This is a genomic window from Bartonella sp. MM73XJBT (assembly GCF_028618465.1).
Taxonomy (GTDB): Bacteria; Pseudomonadota; Alphaproteobacteria; order Rhizobiales; family Rhizobiaceae; genus Bartonella.
The window spans coordinates 1-19,543 of record NZ_JAQISY010000027.1; the positions used below are offsets into that span (position 1 = coordinate 1).

The window sequence follows — 19,543 nt, forward strand, 5'->3', positions numbered from 1 at the left end:
AAAAAAATCCGTTGCAGAAGAAGGATGATGGGGCTTTCGCAAAAAGCATTGGGGTGCCATTTGGGAGTCAGTTTCCAACAAATCCAAAAGTACGAAAAAGGGGTTAATCGTGTGGGGGCTGGACGTTTGCAAGAAATTGCCAACATATTGGATGTTCCAATTCACTTTTTTTATATGGATATTGCAACAAAAGAAACGCTCTCACAGCAGAGTTATGCAGAAATCTTTAGCGAAAAAGAAACTTTGCTGTTGAAAAACTTTAGAGAGCTTAAGCCCAAAAAACAAAAAGCTCTTTTGTGGTTGATTTCTGATGAGAATAAATCACTTTTTAAGACATAAAAAAATCTTTTCATCTTTATTGCCAATTTCCTGAAATTACTTTACTAATGAGGAGATTTTGGTCGTTTACGCAGCGACCAATAGGGATTCAAAAAACCTAAGCTCTAGCGTAAAATTTACTCACTTTGTGGGTGTCCCGGGATTCCGGGAGTTTTTGCCATGTCCAGGTGCTTTCCAGCACTAAAAGCAAAAAAACTGACTAGAGCTCAGTATTTTGACTCCCGGAATACCAATGCGAGGGCGCTCGCAACCGGTGGAGGGGAAAGCTAAGTGAAAAATCCACATATTAATGATATTTCTGTAGGCAAAAAAATCCGTTGCAGAAGAAGGATGATGGGGCTTTCGCAAAAAGCATTGGGGTGCCATTTGGGAGTCAGTTTCCAACAAATCCAAAAGTACGAAAAAGGGGTTAATCGTGTGGGGGCTGGACGTTTGCAAGAAATTGCCAACATATTGGATGTTCCAATTCACTTTTTTTATATGGATATTGCAACAAAAGAAACGCTCTCACAGCAGAGTTATGCAGAAATCTTTAGCGAAAAAGAAACTTTGCTGTTGAAAAACTTTAGAGAGCTTAAGCCCAAAAAACAAAAAGCTCTTTTGTGGTTGATTTCTGATTATGAATAAATCACTTTCCTTTTCTATTATCGTTATGCGTTGCGGGTGAAAAACTGTAAAATATCTCCAAGATTTTCATCAGACAGCATTGATTGCTCAGTAGGTTCTCGAATTCTTTTATCATTATCCGATGGGAGGAGAGAGTTATGGGATTTCGTATTCCAATGTTTCACTTTCCCATCAACATGACCAGATTTTGTGAGGCTGTTATTTTCAAGAGATGCATGACATGTTACCATCTGATTGTGCTATCAATTTCTTATTTCTCGCGTTTGGCGGCTCTTGTTGTAGGCTTTAAAAGAGCAGAGTTGCTATGCCTGCGTATGTGCGTTTGGAGAAGTTTGCGGTTTTGCTGTTTTACAGATTTACGACCTTGCGGATTTATAGTTTTGAAATTTTGCGGGTGAGGCTCTTCTCAGATGATGTGATGGGGAGGAAAGGGAATATGAAGTGTTGAGGTGCATTGCTACTTTTTACAGTTTTATGTAAATGTTGAAAAGCGTAAAAATATATATCTGTAAAACAGTAAAGAATTTATAGATTATGCCGCTTTTGTAAGCGCTCAGAGTGCAGGGTTGATAAATCCGTAAGAGTGAGTTGTTGCGTGGGGGCTTTGCGGAGAAGATTTACAGATTTGTAGATTTACGATTTTGCAGATTTATGAGGCATCAAATCATGTGTGGAAGAATGAAGAGGGAGTATGCGTGGGGTGTTTTTGCGTGGGGTGAAATTTGCTCTTTGATTGCAGGGCGTTGGCGGAGATGTATGCTCGTACAGAGTTGCTATGTCTGCGTATGTGTGTTTGGGGAAGCTTGCGGATTTGCTGTTTTACAGATTTACGACCTTGCGGATTTATAGTTTTGAAATTTTGCGGGTGAGGCTCTTCTCAGATGATGTGATGGAGTATGAGAGCGGTTTTTGCAGTCTTTTGTTAAGATTTTGTGGTTGGTCCCGTTAATTGAATGATGTGTCTCATTTTGCGTTGTAGTTGAACAGAGCTGCTACCATGTTTGGTGCTTACCGAGAGTGTTGTTGTGGCTTTTATTCCAAAGTGTTGGCGAAGTTTTGGAAGCTGGCGGCTGTGCTTAAGAAAAATGTTATTATGCATATGAGCTGTGGAGAGGTGTGAAGAGTTGTATGGGTCTTATAGGGGTGTGGCGGGATAGGATATGAATTGTGGCGTTTTTGCGTGGGGTGAAATTTGCTCTTTGATTGCAGGGCGTTGGCGGAGATGTATGCTCGTACAGAGTTGCTATGTCTGCGTATGTGCGTTTGGAGAAGCTTGCGGTTTTGTGAGAGGGCTCTTCTCAGATGATGTGAGGGAGTATGAGAGCGGTTTTTGCAGTCTTTTGTTAAGATTTTGTGGTTGGTCCCGTTAATTGAATGATGTGTCCCATTTTGCGAAGTGGTTGAACGGAACTTTTGCCATATAAATGGACCGATGTATGCTCTTGTTGGAGAAAATATTTGAATTCGCTCAGATTATTGCCAAGAAGGTTGATCATTTGGCAATTGCTGTGGCGGTGCGTGCTCCCTAAAGGAAGACCGCAAATGGTACGGATATGCTGTTCAAATTGCGACGTTACGCATGCCTTCTGCGTCCAATGACCAGAATTATGAACACGAGGGGCCAATTCATTCACTAAAAGACGCCCATCTATGAGAACAAAAAATTCAATGCAAAGAACGCCAACATAATTTAAGGCTTCCATCACTCTCACACTGATTTCTTGTGCTGTCTGTTGCACCTCAAGCGGAACATGCGAGGGCACAAAGGATTTATGGAGAATGCCGTTTTTGTGCTGATTTTCAGGGCAATCATAAAAAATATGTTCTCCTTGTTTGCTGCGCGCTGAGAGTACTGAAATTTCCGATAAAAAAGGAACAATTTCTTCTAAAATTAAGGGCTGTTCTCGAAAAGTCGTGAAAGCTTCTTCAAGGGCTTGCTCATGGGGATGATCGAGCATGATCTGGTTTTTGCCATCATAACCAAAACGACGTGTCTTCAAAAGACCACGCTCACCTAATGCTGAGAGGCTTGAAAGCAGAGAAGGATAATCATCAACAGTATACCACAATGCTGTGCTAATGCCTTGATCACGCAAAAATTGCTTCTCAAAAAGCCGATCTTGCGTAATCTCCAATGCTTTGGAGGAGGGATAAACATTCTTAGCTTGCTCTACATATTGAACCGTTGAAAGCGAAAGATTCTCAAACTCATAGGTCACAACATCACACAGAGAAATAAAATGATCTAGTGCCGATTTATCATCATAAGAGGCAACAATATGCTCGTTTGCTGTTTGCGCCGCTGGACAATTCGCTTCAGGGCAAAAAACCACCGTGCGAAATCCTAATTCTGCTGCCGCTATGGCAAGCATGCGCGCCAACTGGCCACCGCCTATTAAACCAATTGTGCTTCCAGAAGGTAACATGGCAAATGGATCTCTAGGAAATGCACTGAGGGCAGTAGGCATGCAGGCTGTGTTGGTGGAGGTGCCAGTTGTGGTGGGCGTGTTGAGTGTGGCGGTTGTGGTGGGTGTGTTGGCTGTGGGCGTGTTGAGTGCGAGAGATGTGTTGGATATGGCGGGCGTGTTCGATGTAGAGGGCGTGCTGGGTATGGAGGGTGTGTTGGAAAGTTCTGTCATTTCAAGCCTCAATTATCGGAGTTTGTGCAACACTTTCTGTTTGTTTTTGGCGCCAATCTTCTAGCCGTTGTGCGAGGGTATTATCGTAAATTGCTAGAACTGCGGCTGCTAAAAGTGCCGCATTAATCGCACCTGCTTTGCCAATGGCTAATGTGCCAACCGGTATGCCTGCTGGCATTTGCACAATGGAAAGAAGGGAATCTTGACCAGATAAAGAATGTGAATGCACTGGAACGCCAAAAACAGGAAGAGGGGTGAGCGCTGCGAGCATTCCTGGAAGATGAGCTGCTCCTCCCGCGCCGGCAAGCAATACTTTAAAACCTGCTGCTTTTGCCCCTTTGGCAAATTGATAAAGCCGTTCAGGGGTTCTGTGTGCCGAAACAATATGGGAACTATGAGAAATACCAAGGCATGTTAAAATATCTGCACTATGGCACATGGTTTGCCAATCCGATTGGCTGCCCATTAAAATCGCTACATCACATGATTTTTGACTCATTTTACATCCTTTACAAGTGGTTAAGGCGATTCTTTCCCTTTATCCTTGTAAGAGTTTTACCTGCTCTTTGCAAAGTTAATTGATGGTAGAGTAACAGTTTTTCAAGAAAAATTGAGCGAAAAATACAGATTTTACAGGAAAGCTCTTTACAGAAGTTTCGAGCTATTTACTGAGAGTTAAAAAAAATATTGATACCGCTTTATTCTTTAAGAAAACTCCGCCTTAGCATTATGGAGGTAAAAGCATCAATCATCTGCAATTTACCTCAAAATAATTGACGCTCAATGCACAAAAACATCATCCTCATGCAAATATAGCAGACTCTTATATGTGATATTTCATAATGGAAGAGTAGCAATGTGATTTGTTGCTATCTATTCCGCAAAAAAATAAAAACCCAACTGCGTTAACAGAAGGGTTTTTGAGAAGTTATCTTACGATAAATTAAATTAACATAATGTAATCCCAATTTAATTTATCGTGATGCATTCTGCAAGAGAAATTTTGTAGAAACGAGATATTTTTTTCATTTTTTTGCCTCTAATAGAGAGGTTAAAAACGGTTATGGTTAATAAAATCTCCGGAAGAAAGTTAAATGCGCATCATATAGAATTTAGAAAATTAGCAGAAAATGCTGAAATGGGTTCTGTAAGTCGGGGACAATTAATTGGATTGGCTAAAAAATTAGAGAGGGCTGGTTTTATACGAGAGACAGAAGCTAAACTTCTCTTGGCTTTATTGAATACAGCTTCGACATCTTCATTTGAAAAAGGTGGCGTTCCTATCGTTTTTAAAAGCAATTACTGTCTTGGTAAAGAAATTTGCCGTAGTGAATCACGCGTTAGTATATTGCTTTCACGTCTTTATGATTGCGGGCTTGTTGTTATGCGGGATTCTGGTAACTTTAAACGCTATTCAGTGCGAAGCCGTGATCATGGAACTATAGCAGCTTGCGGTATTGATTTACGTATTCTGGTTGCTCGATACTATGAACTTAAACAGAAAACTGATGAAATCATAGAGGCTCAAAACAAACAAAAGGACGCTTTGCATTGTTTTCAAGGGTTGGTGCGGCAAATTAAAGCCTCTTTTGCATCAATTGAAGCTACACCATTTACATCAGTGCTTCTTTCTCGAATGCAAAAAATTGTTCAGATTGTTGGTCGTCCGGCTAAAGCTTCTTATGAAAAATTGCACAAAGCGATAAGTCTTTTTCAGTGGATTTTAGAGAGATTTTTAAAGCAAAAATCACAAAAAACGAAATACAGGCATTTCGCTGACGAAATGCACATAGAATATACAACCCTTAAACCTAATTGTAATTGTAACAAAAAGGAGTGTTCAGATTTTTCTGAACACACTCAAATTAACGACATGACCTACGGTCATGAAAAAATAGCTTATGAAAAAACAGAGAAAGGCAAAACTGAAACCACTTTACCTCCAAAAAAGAATAAATCGCTTCAAATTAAACCAAAATTTTTAAAGGAAGCGCTGCCTAATACTGCAATGTTCCTCGAAAATGGTTTGCAATCTGAAAGGGATTTAATTGGTTCTATGGAATTTTTAGCCAAAATGAAGGGGATTTCTTCTCAGGCAGTCGAAGAGGCTAAAAAAACTATGGGGCTTCAAAAAGCGGCTCTGGCTATTGCCATCATCTTCGAAAACATTGTAAAAACCTCGTAAAATCATCTGGAGGATATCTTCGTGGTATGATTGCCAAAGAAAATCGTGGGGAATTATATCTCGAACGTTCTTTGCATGCTTTGCAGAATGAAGCTTTTGAGGAAAAACTGAATAGTTGGCGCATACAAAACACCGAACAAAGCATCCAATTAGACAAAAATAATCAGAAAAATGCTTTGTTTAAATCCCAATTGAATGAAGTGCTGAAAAAATTAGAAATACCAAAACATTCAGTCAAATTTTATAATACTTAAGCTAAAAAATGCGTTGGTGTTCTATACAAGCAACATAAAGTGTTTGAAGCTTTCTACAAAGCCGGTGTTATCAAAGGAATTAGAGCTACGGTGCTCGTTGTGCAAACAAATGACAATTATCAAAAGCTTTAAAATATAACAAACCTAAGATATATCTGCCTTCTGTGCGTTTATATTTGTATTTCTTGTGAGAAGTAATTGAAATTTACATTACTTTTTTATATATATTCAATCATGATATTTATAACAAGAGGATTTTTCTATGCCTTCATTAACTGTTACAGAAAAAGGACAAATTACGCTGAAGCGCGATTTACTACAGCATCTTGGGGTTAAAGCTGGTGAGAAGATTGACGTTGATAAGTTACCAAGTGGTCAACTTCGTATAAAGGCATCGCAACCTACAAGCACTATTGAGAGCTTTATTGGACGATTTGCTGGAAAACTAAAAAAAACACTGACTATTGAAGAAATGAACGAAATTGCTGCTTCTCATTGGGCGGGGGAAAAATGAAGATTGCTGTAGATACAAATGTTCTCGTTCGTGCTGTGTTACAAGACGATAAAAAGCAGGGGGAGGCGGCAAGCAAGATTTTAAGAGAAGCTTCACTCATAGCTATTTCTTTACCTTGTCTTTGTGAACTTGTTTGGATACTTCGTAGCGGGGCAAAATTATCAAAAGAAGATATCGCCGAAATGTTAAGAGATTTGCTTGTAACCAGTAATGTAGTCATGAATCGACCAGCTGTTGAAGCAGGGCTTGCTATCTTTGAGGTTGGTGGAGATTTTGCTGATGGTATTATATCCTATGAGGGGAATTGGCTAGGTGGTGAAACCTTTGTTTCATTTGATAAGTTAGCAATTGATCTATTAAAGCAAAACAGAAAGTCTACAAAACTCCTTTCTTAATGAATAAGTTATGATTGCAATGATGTCGTTGGCATATCAAATTTATAATACTGAATATAAAAAGCGCGTTGGTGTTCTATATAATCAATATAAAATATACATATAACATAAGAAACGCTCACATAAAACATATGCTTAATTTATGAATAACATAAGTTTTCTATATATTGAACATGATACGTAAAAAGTCCTTATTTCCATAAGATCTATAGAAAAATAATTGATAATCCGGTATAATCGGGTATATAATCCGGTATGAAAATAGATACACTCAAAATCACACAAGAATTATTATCCCTTATTTCTGAGATTGATGAGTTCAAAGGTGCGTGGCGCGCTTTTGGAACTCTTGCTCCAGAACGTTTGAATGCTCTGCGCCATATTGCAACTGTTGAAAGTATTGGATCTTCTACGCGTATTGAAGGAAACAAATTAACAGACCGTGAAATTGAAAAGCTTTTATTAAACTTAGAAATTAAAAGTTTTAAGAGCCGCGATGAACAAGAAGTTATTGGTTATGCAAAAGTTATGGAAATAATCTTTCAGTCTTGGAAAGATATACCTATTACAGAAAATCATATTAAACAGCTGCACCGTGATCTTTTATATGAGAGCGACAAAGATGAACGTCATAGAGGAGAATATAAGATATTACGTAATGATGTAGCAGCATTCAATTCTGAAGGTAAAATGGTTGGTATTGTTTTTGAAACAGCAACACCATTTGATACACCATACCGAATGCAAGAACTTATTGATTGGTTTAATAAAACCAATGAATTAAATAATCTTCATCCTTTACTTATGATTGCTATTTTTAATGTCACTTTCTTAGCTATTCACCCTTTCCAAGATGGGAATGGACGCTTAAGCCGTATCTTAACAACTTTGCTTTTGTTACAAAAAGGCTATGTTTATGTACCATATTCATCACTTGAAAGCGTCATTGAGAATAATAAAGAAAGTTACTACCTAGCTTTGAATCAAACGCAAAAGACAATTTATACGAAGACACCTAATTGGGAACCTTGGATACTGTTTTTTTTACGTGCTCTACAAAAACAAAAACGCCAATTAGAAATGAAAATAGAAAGTGAAAAAAATGCTCTTTTGGCTTTATCTGAATTGGCTCTTCATATTCTTGACTATGTTCGTGATCATGGGCGTGTTACAACCCGTGATATGGTGCGTGAATTTGGTGCAAGTTCCAATACACTTAAAGCAACTTTTGCATCATTGGTTGAAAAAGGCTTTTTGACGCGTCATGGAGGAGGACGATCAACTTGGTATAGCTTACCTTAATTTTATGCTCTGGGAATTTAAAAAGCGCCCATTGCGATAGCTAATCGCCTTTTTTGTAAGTATTCATTAATATCTCTAAAAAATCACCATGGCGATAGCGCTCTGGTTTTGCCATAGATTTAAAACGCTTAATTATAGCAATACTAGCTTTGATATTTATTTGTGATTCATCTGATTGCTCACGACTTGGAAAGGTTACAGCCCTATCTATTTCTTTGCATTCTACAGTATTTAAAGCAGTTTTAGCTTGTCGTGGTTTAAACTCATCAAGTTCTGAAAAATCTAATGTTTTTCTTTCTGTACTCATTTTATAATTTTTTTGTTTAACTTGTTTGGGCTTTTTTAAGCTTTGCAATGACTTCGGTAACAAATGCTTCAACATTACTAATTGCTGTATAGAAAAAAGTTTTTTAATGATATACGACACTTTAACCATTTGATAAATAATAATTTTATTACAAAAAAGTTTAAATATTTACTACGTATTTTGTGTGTAATTATTATTTATATAATTTTCAATAAGACGATTAAGAAAATCACCACCATCTTCATTAAGATCATCGGCTAAAGACCAAAATTTATCTCTTACTGTTGGTTCAAGCGCAAGTGTTAATCGTGCGGTTTTTAAGCTACGCCGTCTACGACCACTCCCTCTAATATGTGTTTTTTCTATGCTATGACGCGTCGTAAAACCATTTTTTTGACTTATCTTATCTAATTCTTGTTCGTTTACTTTTTGTGCCTTTGTGAACGGTTGTAAATTTTCAAAATTCGGCAATGAAATTTCAGCTCTCTTTGTCATGCTACTTTACCCTTTAATAAATTTTCACTATCCAATATTTCTACAACAGCATTAGCAAAAACCGTTGCATTTTCTTGTGCGGCTTGTGGATTGTTTACATCAGAAGGTGATAAATCAAAGAGAGAGCCCCCTATTTGAAAAAGAGCACTATAAGCTCCTCTTTCAGTTAACGAAGCAGATAAAATAGGAATATTAGCTTTTTCTAATGTTTTCTCTATATACTGAGATTCTCGACTGTTTAAGGCATTCGTCATTGAAAATACAATACGAAAAGGTATTTCTCTTTTTAAAAATTGACTCTGCTGTGTTATCAAAGCAATGATTTTTCCTATTTGGTCTCCATCAAGTTGTTTTTTTCTCATAGGAACTAAAACTAAATCAGCTCTTCCTATAGCAAAAGAAGCAGCAAGCTTAGCAGAACCTTCAAGATCAACGATAACAAATGGAAACCGTTCTACAGCATCATCAATACAAGAAACAATATTCTGTTCTGTAATATTTCCAGAAACTTCTATGTTATTTGGCATTGTATCCATAGATCTTTTCATCCATGTCACAAGAGGTTGATTTGGGTCCGCATCGATTAATTTTACCTTAGATCCAGCTTTAGCAAAAACATTAGCTAACACTAATGCCATTGTTGATTTTCCAACACCACCTTTTGTGGAACACATAGTAATGACTGGCATTAAGATATTCCTTATTTAGTGAATAAACACTGAATAAATAGCATATATTTATTACATATTTATTAATTATAAAAAAAATATTACGTATTTTATACGTACATAATAAATATTTATTATGTACGTACAGTTAATGACAATAGGGTATAATTAGGTATATATTCTGATATGCAAACAGATATTTTATCAGCTTAGTTTACCTTAATTCTTCAATGCTTTTGGCATGGTAATGAGTGGTTTAATTTTGGTAGGCTTGATATTTCTGCGTTCAATAAATAAGCGCAAGGTATTCACACTAACGCCTAACGTCTTGGCAATACGGCTTTGTGACAACCCAACATTTATAAATGCTTGAATTTCATCAATGTGATTGTCCAGCTTTAATTGTGTAGCAATATTTCCCTTTGGACGTCCTAGTTTTATTCCTCGTTGACGTGCAACATTTAAAGCTTCTTTTGTGCGCTCTTGAATTAAATGTCTTTCAATTTGCGCTACCATACCCAATACAGTTGCGATGATATCACTTTGTAGACTCCCGTCTATGACGAGGTTTTGTTTTGTCACATGAACAATCAAACCACGTTCACTCGCGGCTTTGAGAATTTCTAAGACAGCAAGAGAAGAGCCAGCAATACGAGAAAATTCGGGTGTTAACAACACGTCTCCTCGTTTTGCTTTTTCAATTAATGTTCCAAGTTTACGCTTGCGCCAATCCTTTCCTCTGTTCGCAATTTCTTCTTCAATATGGAGTGGTGCAAAGCCATGTTTGTTAGCATATTCTAACAATCCAAATTTTTGATTTTCTGTATCTTGTCCGTCACGAGAAACACGTAAATAGGCGTAAAATTTTGGCATGTTCAGTAAAAAGGTCATTTTAGATTAAAACTGATATATTTTTATTCAAAAAAAATGTCAATTAAATATATCTTTTTATATCAGAAAAAACGATCGTTTTATTTAATAGATAATCCATCTTTATCAAAGATAAAAACAAATACCTTTTTAAAAGTTCGTGGGGATTTGATTGATTAGATTCAATCATTAGATTAAAATTAAAAGACAGATTACAGAAAGGAATTTCCTATGAAAAAGAAATTACCCAAAAGTTATATGACTGATGCTGAACGTGAGGAATTACGAGCAGGTGGATTAGATCAAGACTGTATTTACACTGCTGAATCAGAAGCAGCCGCTAAAGCAAATGACGATAAAGCAGTATGGGAATGGTTAGCAATGGTTGAATTACCTGCTCATACACTTTTGTTTCTTAAAAAGCGGCGTGGTGCACAATTTATTCGTGATATGGGATTTTGTACCAAGAATGCTGATAAAGAATATGGTCCCGATTGGTTAGATAAAGGTGTTGTGATAGGAGGTCATCATTTCTAAAGAATTTGAGGAATTAGATTGGATCTTATCACAAGAAGATAGCTATGTGCAAAGTCTTGAAAAAGTATTGATTGCTAAGAAACTACACAGTGTGCGAAGTGATTTGTGTGGTTGTCTTCATAACATTGGGAAAAGTGGTGATTTATCATCACTTCTTGGTGCGGAACGTAGTCTTGTAGAAAATGATTTGCTAAGATATGCCAATAGTAAGGCTATGATTAGTAGTCTTAAAACAGCATTAACGGAAATAGATGTTATTAAGAAACATGTGGTGCTTGTGTTGGTAATCCTGCACAATATAAAGTGATCAATGAAGCTTATAGTTTATCCAAAAATCGGAAAGGTGATTTGCGCTTTATGATGAAGCAAGACAAGCATTGGCATCTCACTATACACGGTTGGAAAATCTCGACAAGGCGCATTTAATAGAGGTTGAAAAGTCTATTATTGATATACGGCGGGATAATATAAAGATAATGCAAAAGCTCTATGAAAAGATGCAAGCCAAAGCTGTTGGTAGAGATCTCTCATACAAATAAAGGTCATTCCCTTTTAAAAAATCGAATGTATAATCTTATAAAAGAAACAATAGAGTTTGATTTACGGTTTCATCAACAAGTCCAACTTGGAATAGATTCTGCTAATGCGGGTGATGTCGTATCCTTTGAAGAAATATTGATGTAGAAGCAGATAAATGGCGCTCGGAAATACAACGTAAGATAAATAGATAAAATTTGATCAAAAAGACTATGCTTATCGTTGTACAGACTATTTAAAGCGGTGTCATATTTTTATGGGAAAGTAAACTATTTGTAGTTTTGTTTAATCTATTATGAATATCAAAATGTCGTACTTATAGCCTCCAAAATGTATTTTGTGCTAGAAAAGTTTTTTAAGAGCTATTAAAATATGGTTAATAAATAGTAATTCTATTATTTAGGTTGTAAAGGGGATTCAATGACTCACAATTAAATAACTCTCATCTTTACCAGAAGTATCACGCTATTTGGTATAAGCTTTTGAATAGTTTGGCGGCATGTCGGCGATAAGACAGTACAAATAACCAAGCTACTGTTTTCTTATTGCGTTGGTTATAACTGCACATTCATGACGTAATCAAGAAGAAAAAACCAATACAACAATACCCCCCATAAAACCTTTGCCTTATAGGACAGACAAAAGCATTTTTCACATTTTATGCGAATACCGAATTAGCAAAATCTGTTCTGTAATGCAAGTAGCAGGAAGGGATTTTATGCATTTTAAAAATGCTGCAATAAGCAATGCTTATGCATTGCATACAACAGCTCAAAGCATTACACGTGCCTTGCGTGGGGTTTGGCATGGGCATTATGGAAGTGCCCGTTGTCCAGCCCATGATGATCAATTGCCTAGCTTATCCATTGTCAATGGACATGATGGGCGTCTCTTACTCACTTGTTATGCGGGTTGTTCTTTTAGAGAGATCATACAAGCGCTTAGAAGAATTGGCTTGCTGGGGAAACAAGCCTTTGTTGATAAAGCTTATGATCACACGCTTTCTTTCTCAAAACAGTTTTCTGCTGATCTCAAACGAGTAAAACAGAAAGCAGAAAGCGCAAAAAAGATTTGGCAACAAAGTCAACCAGTCAAAAATACTTTAGCAGAAACCTATTTACGTATGCGGGGTATTACTTGTGAATTGCCTGCTGATTTACGCTTTCACGATAAATGCCATCACCCATTAGGAATGACACTGCCTGCGTTGGGGGCGCTTGTTATTTGCGCCTTTTTATTATTTGATACCATACGCTTAAAGAGCAAGTAGATAAAAAAGAAGATTTCTAAAGTTCTCATATAACAGAGTAAATTAAATATTTTCAAAAAATAGTGAATGTATTTTCAATTAAGTTAAGTGATCCACAAGCGCATTTCAAATACGAATTGAGTCTATACAAAGACTACTTTAAACTGAGCTCATTATTGCCATGAAGCAATACAAACAAAACTAGAAAAATGAGAAATGAAGTTTCTTTGATTGAATGGAGAAAGAGATTGGTTATAAACCCGGCGGGGGAATTATTAATGACCTCTCTCTCCAGGAAAAATATATATACGAGAGATTTTAATTTAGCAATTACTTTTAAAAGCGTGTGAATAAATTAATGTAAAAAGCTTCAGTATAGCCAATGTATTGGATTAGAGATCTATACCGATAGCCTTGGCTTGCATTTTTTGTATAACTTCTGGATTTCTTTCAGATTGTCTTTTCTCGTACGAATGATTGACATTTTCAGCAATGTTAGATCTGCTTTATCTAGATTTGTAGATGCGGCGCCATTGCTTTTCGACCTTCATCATAAGGCAATCCGCCTTCACAATGCTTGAGTAGACTATGTCACCTAGAGCTCAAGATGAGAAAAAAGCATTCTATGATCTTTAACAACATCTATTGCAGTTAATATCGTTTTAAGGCTACGGATTATAGCTTGTTCATTGATATATTTGTTCTTCTAAAGGATAAAATTTCTACTAAAACAAAATATTGGTTTAAATTCTTGTATCATGATGCGTATTTCTTTAAAAGTTTTCTCTTAAATTATTGAGAAATTTATGAGAATATACCCTTCCTTTGAAGTTCATATCACCAATTGTATGAAAGATCGTCTCACTTTAACTGTAGAAAAATTTACTACCGGATGGTTGATATGAAGTTATTTTTAAAAAAGAGTCCCTTAGCTCTTTTTTCTTCTCTGTTTATTTCTAAAGTTGGTGATTATGCTTATGAAGTTGTTTTTGTTTTACTTGTCTTAGAATTAACAGATAACTTCTTTTTTACAGGGCTTGTGTATTTTTTTCGCTTTATCCCTTTCCTCTTTTTTGGTCCTATCGGAGGTTGGTTAGCGGATCATTTCTCTTTGAAGAAAAATATGATCTTCAGTGAATTGGTGAGATTATTCGCCTCATTACTCGTTTTGATAACCGCTATAACAGGGACTGCAAATATTATTGTGCTTATTTTTGCCGCAATATGTACAACGATCGGACGAAGTCTTTTTCAGCCAAGTTTTCAAGCTGCTATTCCCAGAATGTTTTCAATCAAGGATCTGACAAAGGCAAATAGTATTGCACAAATTATCAATGAAACGGCATCTGTCATTGGCCCTTTAGTTTGTTCGCTCTTGCTTCTTTTTGCCAATAAATCCGCCGTCCTCGTTTTTGATGTTTTTACCTATTTTATCTCTGTTTTCTTGTTATTGAATCTGATGAATCTCAATACAAGTGAGAATAAGTCATTCAATTTTCTCAAAATTTATCGAGAAACAGCTTCCTATCTTAAATATATTTCTACTGAAAATAAACATTTATTTATTACGCTTGTTGGCTCGTCGTTTGCTATTCTCTTTACTGGTGCTATTTTAAGATTTTTAATTCCAGCTTTTGTGCTTTCTGTGGGTGGAGAGGAAAGCCTTGTGAGTTATATTTTTTCTCTCATGGCTGTTGGAACTATTGTCGGTGGTTTGTTCTATAGTAAAATGATATTCCATATTACTTCGTTGAAGCTTATGGTCTTTTGGCTTCTCTATGGGGGTATTCTGTTTTTTATGCCCTTCGCTGCTCTCCTTTCTTTAAAATTCCTGCTCCTCTTCGCATTTGTGTTAGGATTTATTGGTGCATTTGTGGATATTAGTTTAGTCTCAGCTATTCAATTATACTCTCGTCGTGAAGATTTTGGTAAGAGTTTTGGAACGTTTTCAACTTTAGCAAATTCTGCTGAAGCCCTGTCTGGCTTTATTGCTGGACTTTTTGCCCTCGTGGGATTGTTGAGCTCTTTTTTAGTGATGTCTGCACTCATTATTTCCACTGGAATGGTGGGAGTGATAAAAATTAAGAAAAATAAAGAGATACACCTTTACACGATAGGAGATGACGATCATTGATCTCTTTGTTATCTCTATGTCATTTCTCTTTTCTCAGACGGTTCGTTCTTGATATTTGCAACAAAGCTCTCCCCTCATTGCTTTTTAATGATTTTACATAAAATGGTCTTCATTTGCTAAATTGTACAACGGTTGCTTTGTTTCTAAAAGTAACACGTCATGGGAACTTTTCTCTCTGTCAGGGAAAATGAGACAAAACATTGATTTATAAGAATAGACCGTTTTCTCTCTTAAAGTTTAAGAGTCTTGCAATATGGTAAGATTCTTTCATGTCAAATCTTCTCCTATGGTGAGCAAGCAAAATCATGTTCTTGCATGTTAACAGTGGGATTGGCGTGGGGAGAAAAACGATAGAAGGGGGGCAAAAATGCCTGTTATGAACCGTTGTATCAAGGATTGAGCTATAGGAGCAGTGGGCAAAGAGTATGATGGTGCCGGCTTATTCCTTGATAAGATAACAAAGGTGTTGAAATCCGTTGAGTGTATGGGAGAGACACTCAAGTGTTTCACTAAAAATGCAATAGAATTTGTCTGACTTGAGCAAATGTGTTCCTTTGGGATAAGTTCATTTATTTTTCAGAATATAATGGGATGGTTCCTGCAATTGAGCCTTCCTTTTGTGGCGTGATGTTTAAACCTTGGCATTAAAGGAGAAATCTCCTGTTCTGCTTTCACAATAAGATCTGCTGAGCGTGAGATTTGCGTTGGTAAGTGATCTTATAGATGAGAGAAAAGCCTTTTTATTTTGGCTTGCGGTTTATTGCTCTAGAAGCAGAGTTTGAGAACAAGACTTGTCAAAAACTACCACGAGAGTTGGTCGCTAATGGTTGATAGAACAGGGTTGGTGAAGAGGGGAGCTGTTTCTGCTTTCACAATAAGATCTGCTGAGCGTGAGATTTGCGTTGGTAAGTGATCTTATAGATGAGAGAAAAGCCTTTTTATTTTGGCTTGCGGTTTATTGCTCTAGAAGCAGAGTTTGAGAACAAGACTTGTCAAAAACTACCACGAGAGTTGGTCGCTAATGGTTGATAGAACAGGGTTGGTGAAGAGGGGACTAGAAGAGGAATGGCAGAGAGAGGATGGCAGAGAGAGGGCTAGAAGAGGGGTGGTAGAGAGAGGGAGAACATTTAATTGTGGGGTTTTCATCACATCGCATCATTTTTTGTTTGCTAAAGAGAGAATTTAGTCAGAATGCGCAACGAATGTAGTAATTTGAACCATTTTTTATCATAAAAAAGAGATTTTTATGGCAAAAGTAAGACAAAAGGAAGAGTGTTTTGTTTTGAAAAAAGAGAACTCAAAATCCCGATATTGAGCAAATAAGACTGATACTTTTGCATTTCAAATGAGTCTCTCATCATCAGGGGAATGTGCTCTTTATCTTTCTTGAGAAAGAGATATGCGGAATGAAACGCTTTGTGTTGATATTCACTTTTACTGTCCTATATTCTCCATTATCTCTTCTCTTATCGTTCAAAGACAATAAAAATGAATGATCAATTGTGAATAATGAACCTATGGTCTCTTTTTTGCCCAATTTTATAATATTTTACACATCATAATAAGAAAGGAGACTTTACGCTATGTTTCTTCCATTTTTAATTGCTTTAGGTACAGCAGTAACAACTTTATACGGCAAAAAAAACATAAGTTATGCTTTGTGGGCAGTTTTGTTAGTTGTCATTCTTCTCACTTTTAATCATCACGCAACTTCTACTTTAAATTTGTCTTTTTGAGAGAGTAGCCATGGAACATGTTGAACAAAAAAATCCTCATTTTGTTACATTGATGAATACCTTAGGACTTATCGGATTATCTATTGTCCTATTGGTGGCTTTTTATTATCAGTTGGTAAAATCTGAATTACCTTGTCCCCTTTGTCTGCTCCAACGCGTTGGTTTGATGCTGGCTGGGTGTGGATTCTTACTCAATATTCACCATAAAGTGAAAAATACACATTATGGTATGGTTATTCTTGGTTGTATGGTAACCAGTATCATCGCTGCAAGGCAAGTGTTTTTGCACATCACTCCAGATGATCTTGGATATGGTTCAACATTCTTTGGATTGCACTTTTATACTTGGGCTTTCATTATTGCTGTCCTTTGTATTCTCGCGGTTTCCGTTGTTATGATTTTGGGTGAATTAGCACACAGATTTAAAGAGTTCTCTCCTTTTCCAATATTGAGCAAAGTAGCGAGTTTCTTATTTGTCTTCTTGATTGCAGCAAACTTGGTTTCTACCGTGCTTGAGTGCGGAGGTGGACAATGTGCCGATGATCCTGTAAGATATGAGTTGTTGTCAAATTGGTTTCCCTCCTCATCTTAAAATGTTTTTTCTATAGATTTTCCGGATAAATATCTTAATGGTCAAAAAAGTGACAGCACTAGTTGTCACTTCTTTTTTTGCAAAAGCTTGAAAATTGACTGCAGATTTTTAAGCTTTTTCGTATATTTATAGGCATTTTCTGCTGCAAAAATAGTGTGGAGCGCTTAGTTCTTGTACGCTCAAAATTTAATGCTTATCTCTTATGAAAAACTTTTCTATTAAAATCTTTGTTTTTAAAATGAGAAGCTTTTTTATTCTTGTCTCTTTTAAAATTCTATGTTAGCTGATCCCTCGTTCAATGTTCATGGATGCGTGCAAGCTCTTGTAATGCTTCTAGAGCGTTAGGGTGAAAATTTAGAAAGTTGTTTTTTATAATTCTCTGTAAGGGTCTGTTTGTAATGAATGGACCTGTTTTTTTATCTATGTTCTTTGCTGCTCTATTTGGCAATAGAATGCGCTCTTTTTCCACTTTCTTGAATCGATTTATTATAGAGTCTGTCTTTTGCGTGTGAGGCGAAGATTTTCCTGTTGTTTCTAGAGAGAGCGAGAGAGGGGAAAATATTTCTCTTGTCTTTGGATGTCTTGAAAGACGCAAAATAATACAATTTCATATCATCAAATATAAGTCATTTTACCAAATGTGGGCCATTTTAAAATGTGTCGCATGCGGTGATAGGGATTATGCGTGGTGTCTCGCCTCTTTTTCAATTTTTCTGTGTGTTCATCAACAGCCAACCTTCATGCAGTCCACTTTTTTGAGACAAAGATTAAGACTCTTCAATGCTGTTCGAGCAGTTTTAGCTGTTGTATACCAAAGGAGGGTAAGGGTATTACGTATCTCTATGTGTGTAATTTCTGAAACGCGAATACAGCCTCATTTGCGGAGAATATGAAGTTTTAAAGATGAAAACCACTTCCCAGCCTTGCCTTATCTTTTCATTCAGCTTTACGGTTTTCAAATGTCTCTAGAGCAATGTTTTTTTATAATGGAGATTACTTATTGTTTCACGCTATTGTTTCTCTCGTTCTTTAATGGAGGTCATAACCCTCATCTAAAACAGGGCACTATTGGTTTGCATATTCAAGGGCTTTTTTAAAAGAAAACTTTCTTAAGGTATAAAAGACCATTTCACGGCGCCCATGAAGGGTATAACGATAAAGCCATTGAGCACTACCATCTTTACACTTATGAAAGCGCAAGTCGGCACCATCATACCATTTCTCTCAATGTTGCAAGAGTTTTTGGCATTTGAGAGCGTTTATGAGAGGTATTTTTACTCTTTTCTTGTCCAGTTTTTATCCACACGCCAGCCCCGCTTGTAACATACAAGGACATGATTTTGCTTGATTTACCATGGGAGAGATTTGAAATGAAAAAATCTTACGATATTTGGAGTTGTGGTTCAAGTTGAAAAGGATAATTCTATCATTGTAAATCACTGTTTTGCTGTCTACCAATAAATGAAAGTGCTAAAAATTATGCTCTATGAGGGAAGGGGCATGGGCTTGTATGAATGTTTGAAAAAGAGTGTGTTTTTATGCGTTGGTTCGTGCAAGCAAGGTATAGGGATCTCAAGAAGTAAGAGTTGATAGGTGAGATTTCTTTAAAGAGGGCAATGAAGTTTTAAAATAGCTGTTTAAAACATTCTTGTGTCACGCATTTACACATATCTACCGCTTTCTGTAAATCTTGAAAAACGGAAAAATGCTTATCTGTAAAAGCGTGGACAGGTACTGCATTCCCTGCGTTTGTTGGTGTTGATGTGTGCGGTGGAGAGATGGGGGTGTTGGCAAGGCAAAATGGTGGAGAGGTGTTAAGATGAGGCGGCGGAGTGTGTGAGAGCGGCTTTTGGTAAGGTTTTTCAAGTTTGAAAAGAAGAGGTGGTGGGGCGTTAAGGGGAAACGAAGGGTATGAGAGGGAGATGAGCACTGGGGATAAAAGTTTCCAAAGGGGAAAGAAAAATGTGCAAGGCGCAGATAAGGTGGGGCAAAAGGGAGTGTTGGAGGAAGATGAGGTTGGCAAGATATAAGCCCCATACAACCAGTGATGAGGATCAATAGCGCGGCATCGTGTTGAACAGAAAGATAGGCATTGTGTTGTGCCATTGACCATAAATGGGACAAGGATGCAGAGAGTGGTGGAGAATAGACCTGAGTGTATGG

At 36.8% G+C, this 19,543-nt stretch carries 22 protein-coding genes and 1 pseudogene; 14 read left to right on the forward strand and 9 right to left on the reverse strand.

The window, feature by feature from the left end:
• A partial coding sequence (locus PVV69_RS07590) for a helix-turn-helix domain-containing protein (protein ID WP_273757045.1) occupies positions 1–339 on the forward strand: 339 nt, incomplete at its 5' end.
• A gap of 330 nt (positions 340–669) precedes the next feature.
• Positions 670–966, forward strand: coding sequence for a helix-turn-helix domain-containing protein (locus tag PVV69_RS07595; protein WP_273757059.1), 297 nt, complete (start codon positions 670–672; stop codon positions 964–966).
• 23 nt (positions 967–989) lie between these two features.
• Here PVV69_RS07595 and PVV69_RS07600 read toward each other — a convergent pair whose 3' ends face one another.
• The 3 genes from PVV69_RS07600 to purE all read right to left on the reverse strand — a co-directional run bounded on the left by PVV69_RS07600 (position 990) and on the right by purE (position 4,104).
• On the reverse strand, positions 990–1,196 hold the full coding sequence (locus tag PVV69_RS07600; protein ID WP_273757046.1) for a hypothetical protein: 207 nt from the start codon (positions 1,194–1,196) through the stop codon (positions 990–992).
• Between the two features lie 1,113 nt (positions 1,197–2,309).
• On the reverse strand, positions 2,310–3,605 hold the full coding sequence (locus PVV69_RS07605) for a 5-(carboxyamino)imidazole ribonucleotide synthase (protein ID WP_273757047.1): 1,296 nt from the start codon (positions 3,603–3,605) through the stop codon (positions 2,310–2,312).
• A 1-nt stretch (position 3,606) separates the two neighbouring features.
• Positions 3,607–4,104 carry a 5-(carboxyamino)imidazole ribonucleotide mutase gene (purE, locus tag PVV69_RS07610; protein ID WP_273757048.1) on the reverse strand — a complete coding sequence of 166 codons (498 nt, stop codon included), beginning with the start codon at positions 4,102–4,104 and terminating at the stop codon, positions 3,607–3,609.
• Between the two features lie 564 nt (positions 4,105–4,668).
• Here purE and repC point away from each other — a divergent pair.
• The 5 genes from repC to PVV69_RS07635 all read left to right on the forward strand — a co-directional run bounded on the left by repC (position 4,669) and on the right by PVV69_RS07635 (position 8,255).
• Positions 4,669–5,790 (forward strand): replication initiation protein RepC, encoded by a 1,122-nt coding sequence (repC, locus tag PVV69_RS07615; protein WP_273757049.1) that lies wholly within the window; start codon positions 4,669–4,671, stop codon positions 5,788–5,790.
• 26 nt (positions 5,791–5,816) lie between these two features.
• The gene (locus PVV69_RS07620) at positions 5,817–6,044 is read left to right on the forward strand and encodes a hypothetical protein (RefSeq protein ID WP_273757050.1); all 228 of its coding nucleotides are present in this window, start codon (positions 5,817–5,819) and stop codon (positions 6,042–6,044) included.
• A gap of 262 nt (positions 6,045–6,306) precedes the next feature.
• On the forward strand, positions 6,307–6,558 hold the full coding sequence (locus tag PVV69_RS07625; protein ID WP_273755771.1) for an AbrB/MazE/SpoVT family DNA-binding domain-containing protein: 252 nt from the start codon (positions 6,307–6,309) through the stop codon (positions 6,556–6,558).
• A complete protein-coding gene (locus tag PVV69_RS07630; RefSeq protein WP_273755770.1) occupies positions 6,555–6,953 on the forward strand; it encodes a type II toxin-antitoxin system VapC family toxin in 399 nt (132 codons plus the stop codon). The genes PVV69_RS07625 and PVV69_RS07630 overlap by 4 nt, the downstream gene beginning before the upstream one ends.
• Positions 6,954–7,208: 255 nt before the next feature.
• Complete coding sequence (locus PVV69_RS07635) at positions 7,209–8,255, forward strand: Fic family protein (RefSeq protein ID WP_273755769.1); 1,047 nt, start codon at positions 7,209–7,211, stop codon at positions 8,253–8,255.
• Positions 8,256–8,295: 40 nt separating this feature from the next.
• Here PVV69_RS07635 and PVV69_RS07640 read toward each other — a convergent pair whose 3' ends face one another.
• The 4 genes from PVV69_RS07640 to PVV69_RS07655 form a co-directional block, all read right to left on the reverse strand.
• The gene (locus PVV69_RS07640) at positions 8,296–8,682 is read right to left on the reverse strand and encodes a hypothetical protein (protein ID WP_273757051.1); all 387 of its coding nucleotides are present in this window, start codon (positions 8,680–8,682) and stop codon (positions 8,296–8,298) included.
• A 51-nt stretch (positions 8,683–8,733) separates the two neighbouring features.
• Positions 8,734–9,057 carry a hypothetical protein gene (locus PVV69_RS07645; RefSeq protein WP_273757052.1) on the reverse strand — a complete coding sequence of 108 codons (324 nt, stop codon included), beginning with the start codon at positions 9,055–9,057 and terminating at the stop codon, positions 8,734–8,736.
• On the reverse strand, positions 9,054–9,746 hold the full coding sequence (locus PVV69_RS07650) for a ParA family protein (RefSeq protein ID WP_273755766.1): 693 nt from the start codon (positions 9,744–9,746) through the stop codon (positions 9,054–9,056). Before PVV69_RS07650 ends, PVV69_RS07645 begins: the two co-directional genes overlap by 4 nt.
• Positions 9,747–9,944: 198 nt before the next feature.
• Positions 9,945–10,598 (reverse strand): recombinase family protein, encoded by a 654-nt coding sequence (locus tag PVV69_RS07655; protein ID WP_273755765.1) that lies wholly within the window; start codon positions 10,596–10,598, stop codon positions 9,945–9,947.
• A 228-nt stretch (positions 10,599–10,826) separates the two neighbouring features.
• On the opposite strand from PVV69_RS07655, the gene PVV69_RS07660 reads away from it, so the two are divergent.
• The 7 genes and pseudogenes from PVV69_RS07660 (at position 10,827) to PVV69_RS07690 (ending at position 17,380) form a co-directional block, all read left to right on the forward strand.
• Positions 10,827–11,132, forward strand: coding sequence for a hypothetical protein (locus PVV69_RS07660; protein WP_273757053.1), 306 nt, complete (start codon positions 10,827–10,829; stop codon positions 11,130–11,132).
• A gap of 46 nt (positions 11,133–11,178) precedes the next feature.
• The gene (locus tag PVV69_RS07665; RefSeq protein ID WP_273757054.1) at positions 11,179–11,439 is read left to right on the forward strand and encodes a hypothetical protein; all 261 of its coding nucleotides are present in this window, start codon (positions 11,179–11,181) and stop codon (positions 11,437–11,439) included.
• Between the two features lie 182 nt (positions 11,440–11,621).
• Complete coding sequence (locus PVV69_RS07670; protein ID WP_273757056.1) at positions 11,622–11,816, forward strand: hypothetical protein; 195 nt, start codon at positions 11,622–11,624, stop codon at positions 11,814–11,816.
• Positions 11,817–12,387: 571 nt separating this feature from the next.
• Positions 12,388–12,891 (forward strand): annotated as a pseudogene (locus tag PVV69_RS07675) (virulence-associated protein E); the annotation flags it as partial.
• 928 nt (positions 12,892–13,819) lie between these two features.
• Positions 13,820–15,052, forward strand: a complete 1,233-nt coding sequence (locus PVV69_RS07680; protein WP_273721567.1) for an MFS transporter — start codon at positions 13,820–13,822, stop codon at positions 15,050–15,052.
• Positions 15,053–16,635: 1,583 nt separating this feature from the next.
• Positions 16,636–16,788, forward strand: a complete 153-nt coding sequence (locus PVV69_RS07685; RefSeq protein ID WP_273721568.1) for a DUF5993 family protein — start codon at positions 16,636–16,638, stop codon at positions 16,786–16,788.
• 10 nt (positions 16,789–16,798) lie between these two features.
• Positions 16,799–17,380 carry a disulfide bond formation protein B gene (locus tag PVV69_RS07690; protein ID WP_273757057.1) on the forward strand — a complete coding sequence of 194 codons (582 nt, stop codon included), beginning with the start codon at positions 16,799–16,801 and terminating at the stop codon, positions 17,378–17,380.
• Positions 17,381–18,445: 1,065 nt separating this feature from the next.
• Here PVV69_RS07690 and PVV69_RS10070 read toward each other — a convergent pair.
• Together PVV69_RS10070 and PVV69_RS07700 are read right to left on the reverse strand one after the other, a co-directional pair.
• Positions 18,446–18,580 (reverse strand): hypothetical protein, encoded by a 135-nt coding sequence (locus PVV69_RS10070; protein WP_404978376.1) that lies wholly within the window; start codon positions 18,578–18,580, stop codon positions 18,446–18,448.
• Positions 18,581–19,051: 471 nt separating this feature from the next.
• On the reverse strand, positions 19,052–19,543 hold a 492-nt coding region (locus PVV69_RS07700), incomplete at its 5' end, for a hypothetical protein (RefSeq protein ID WP_273757058.1).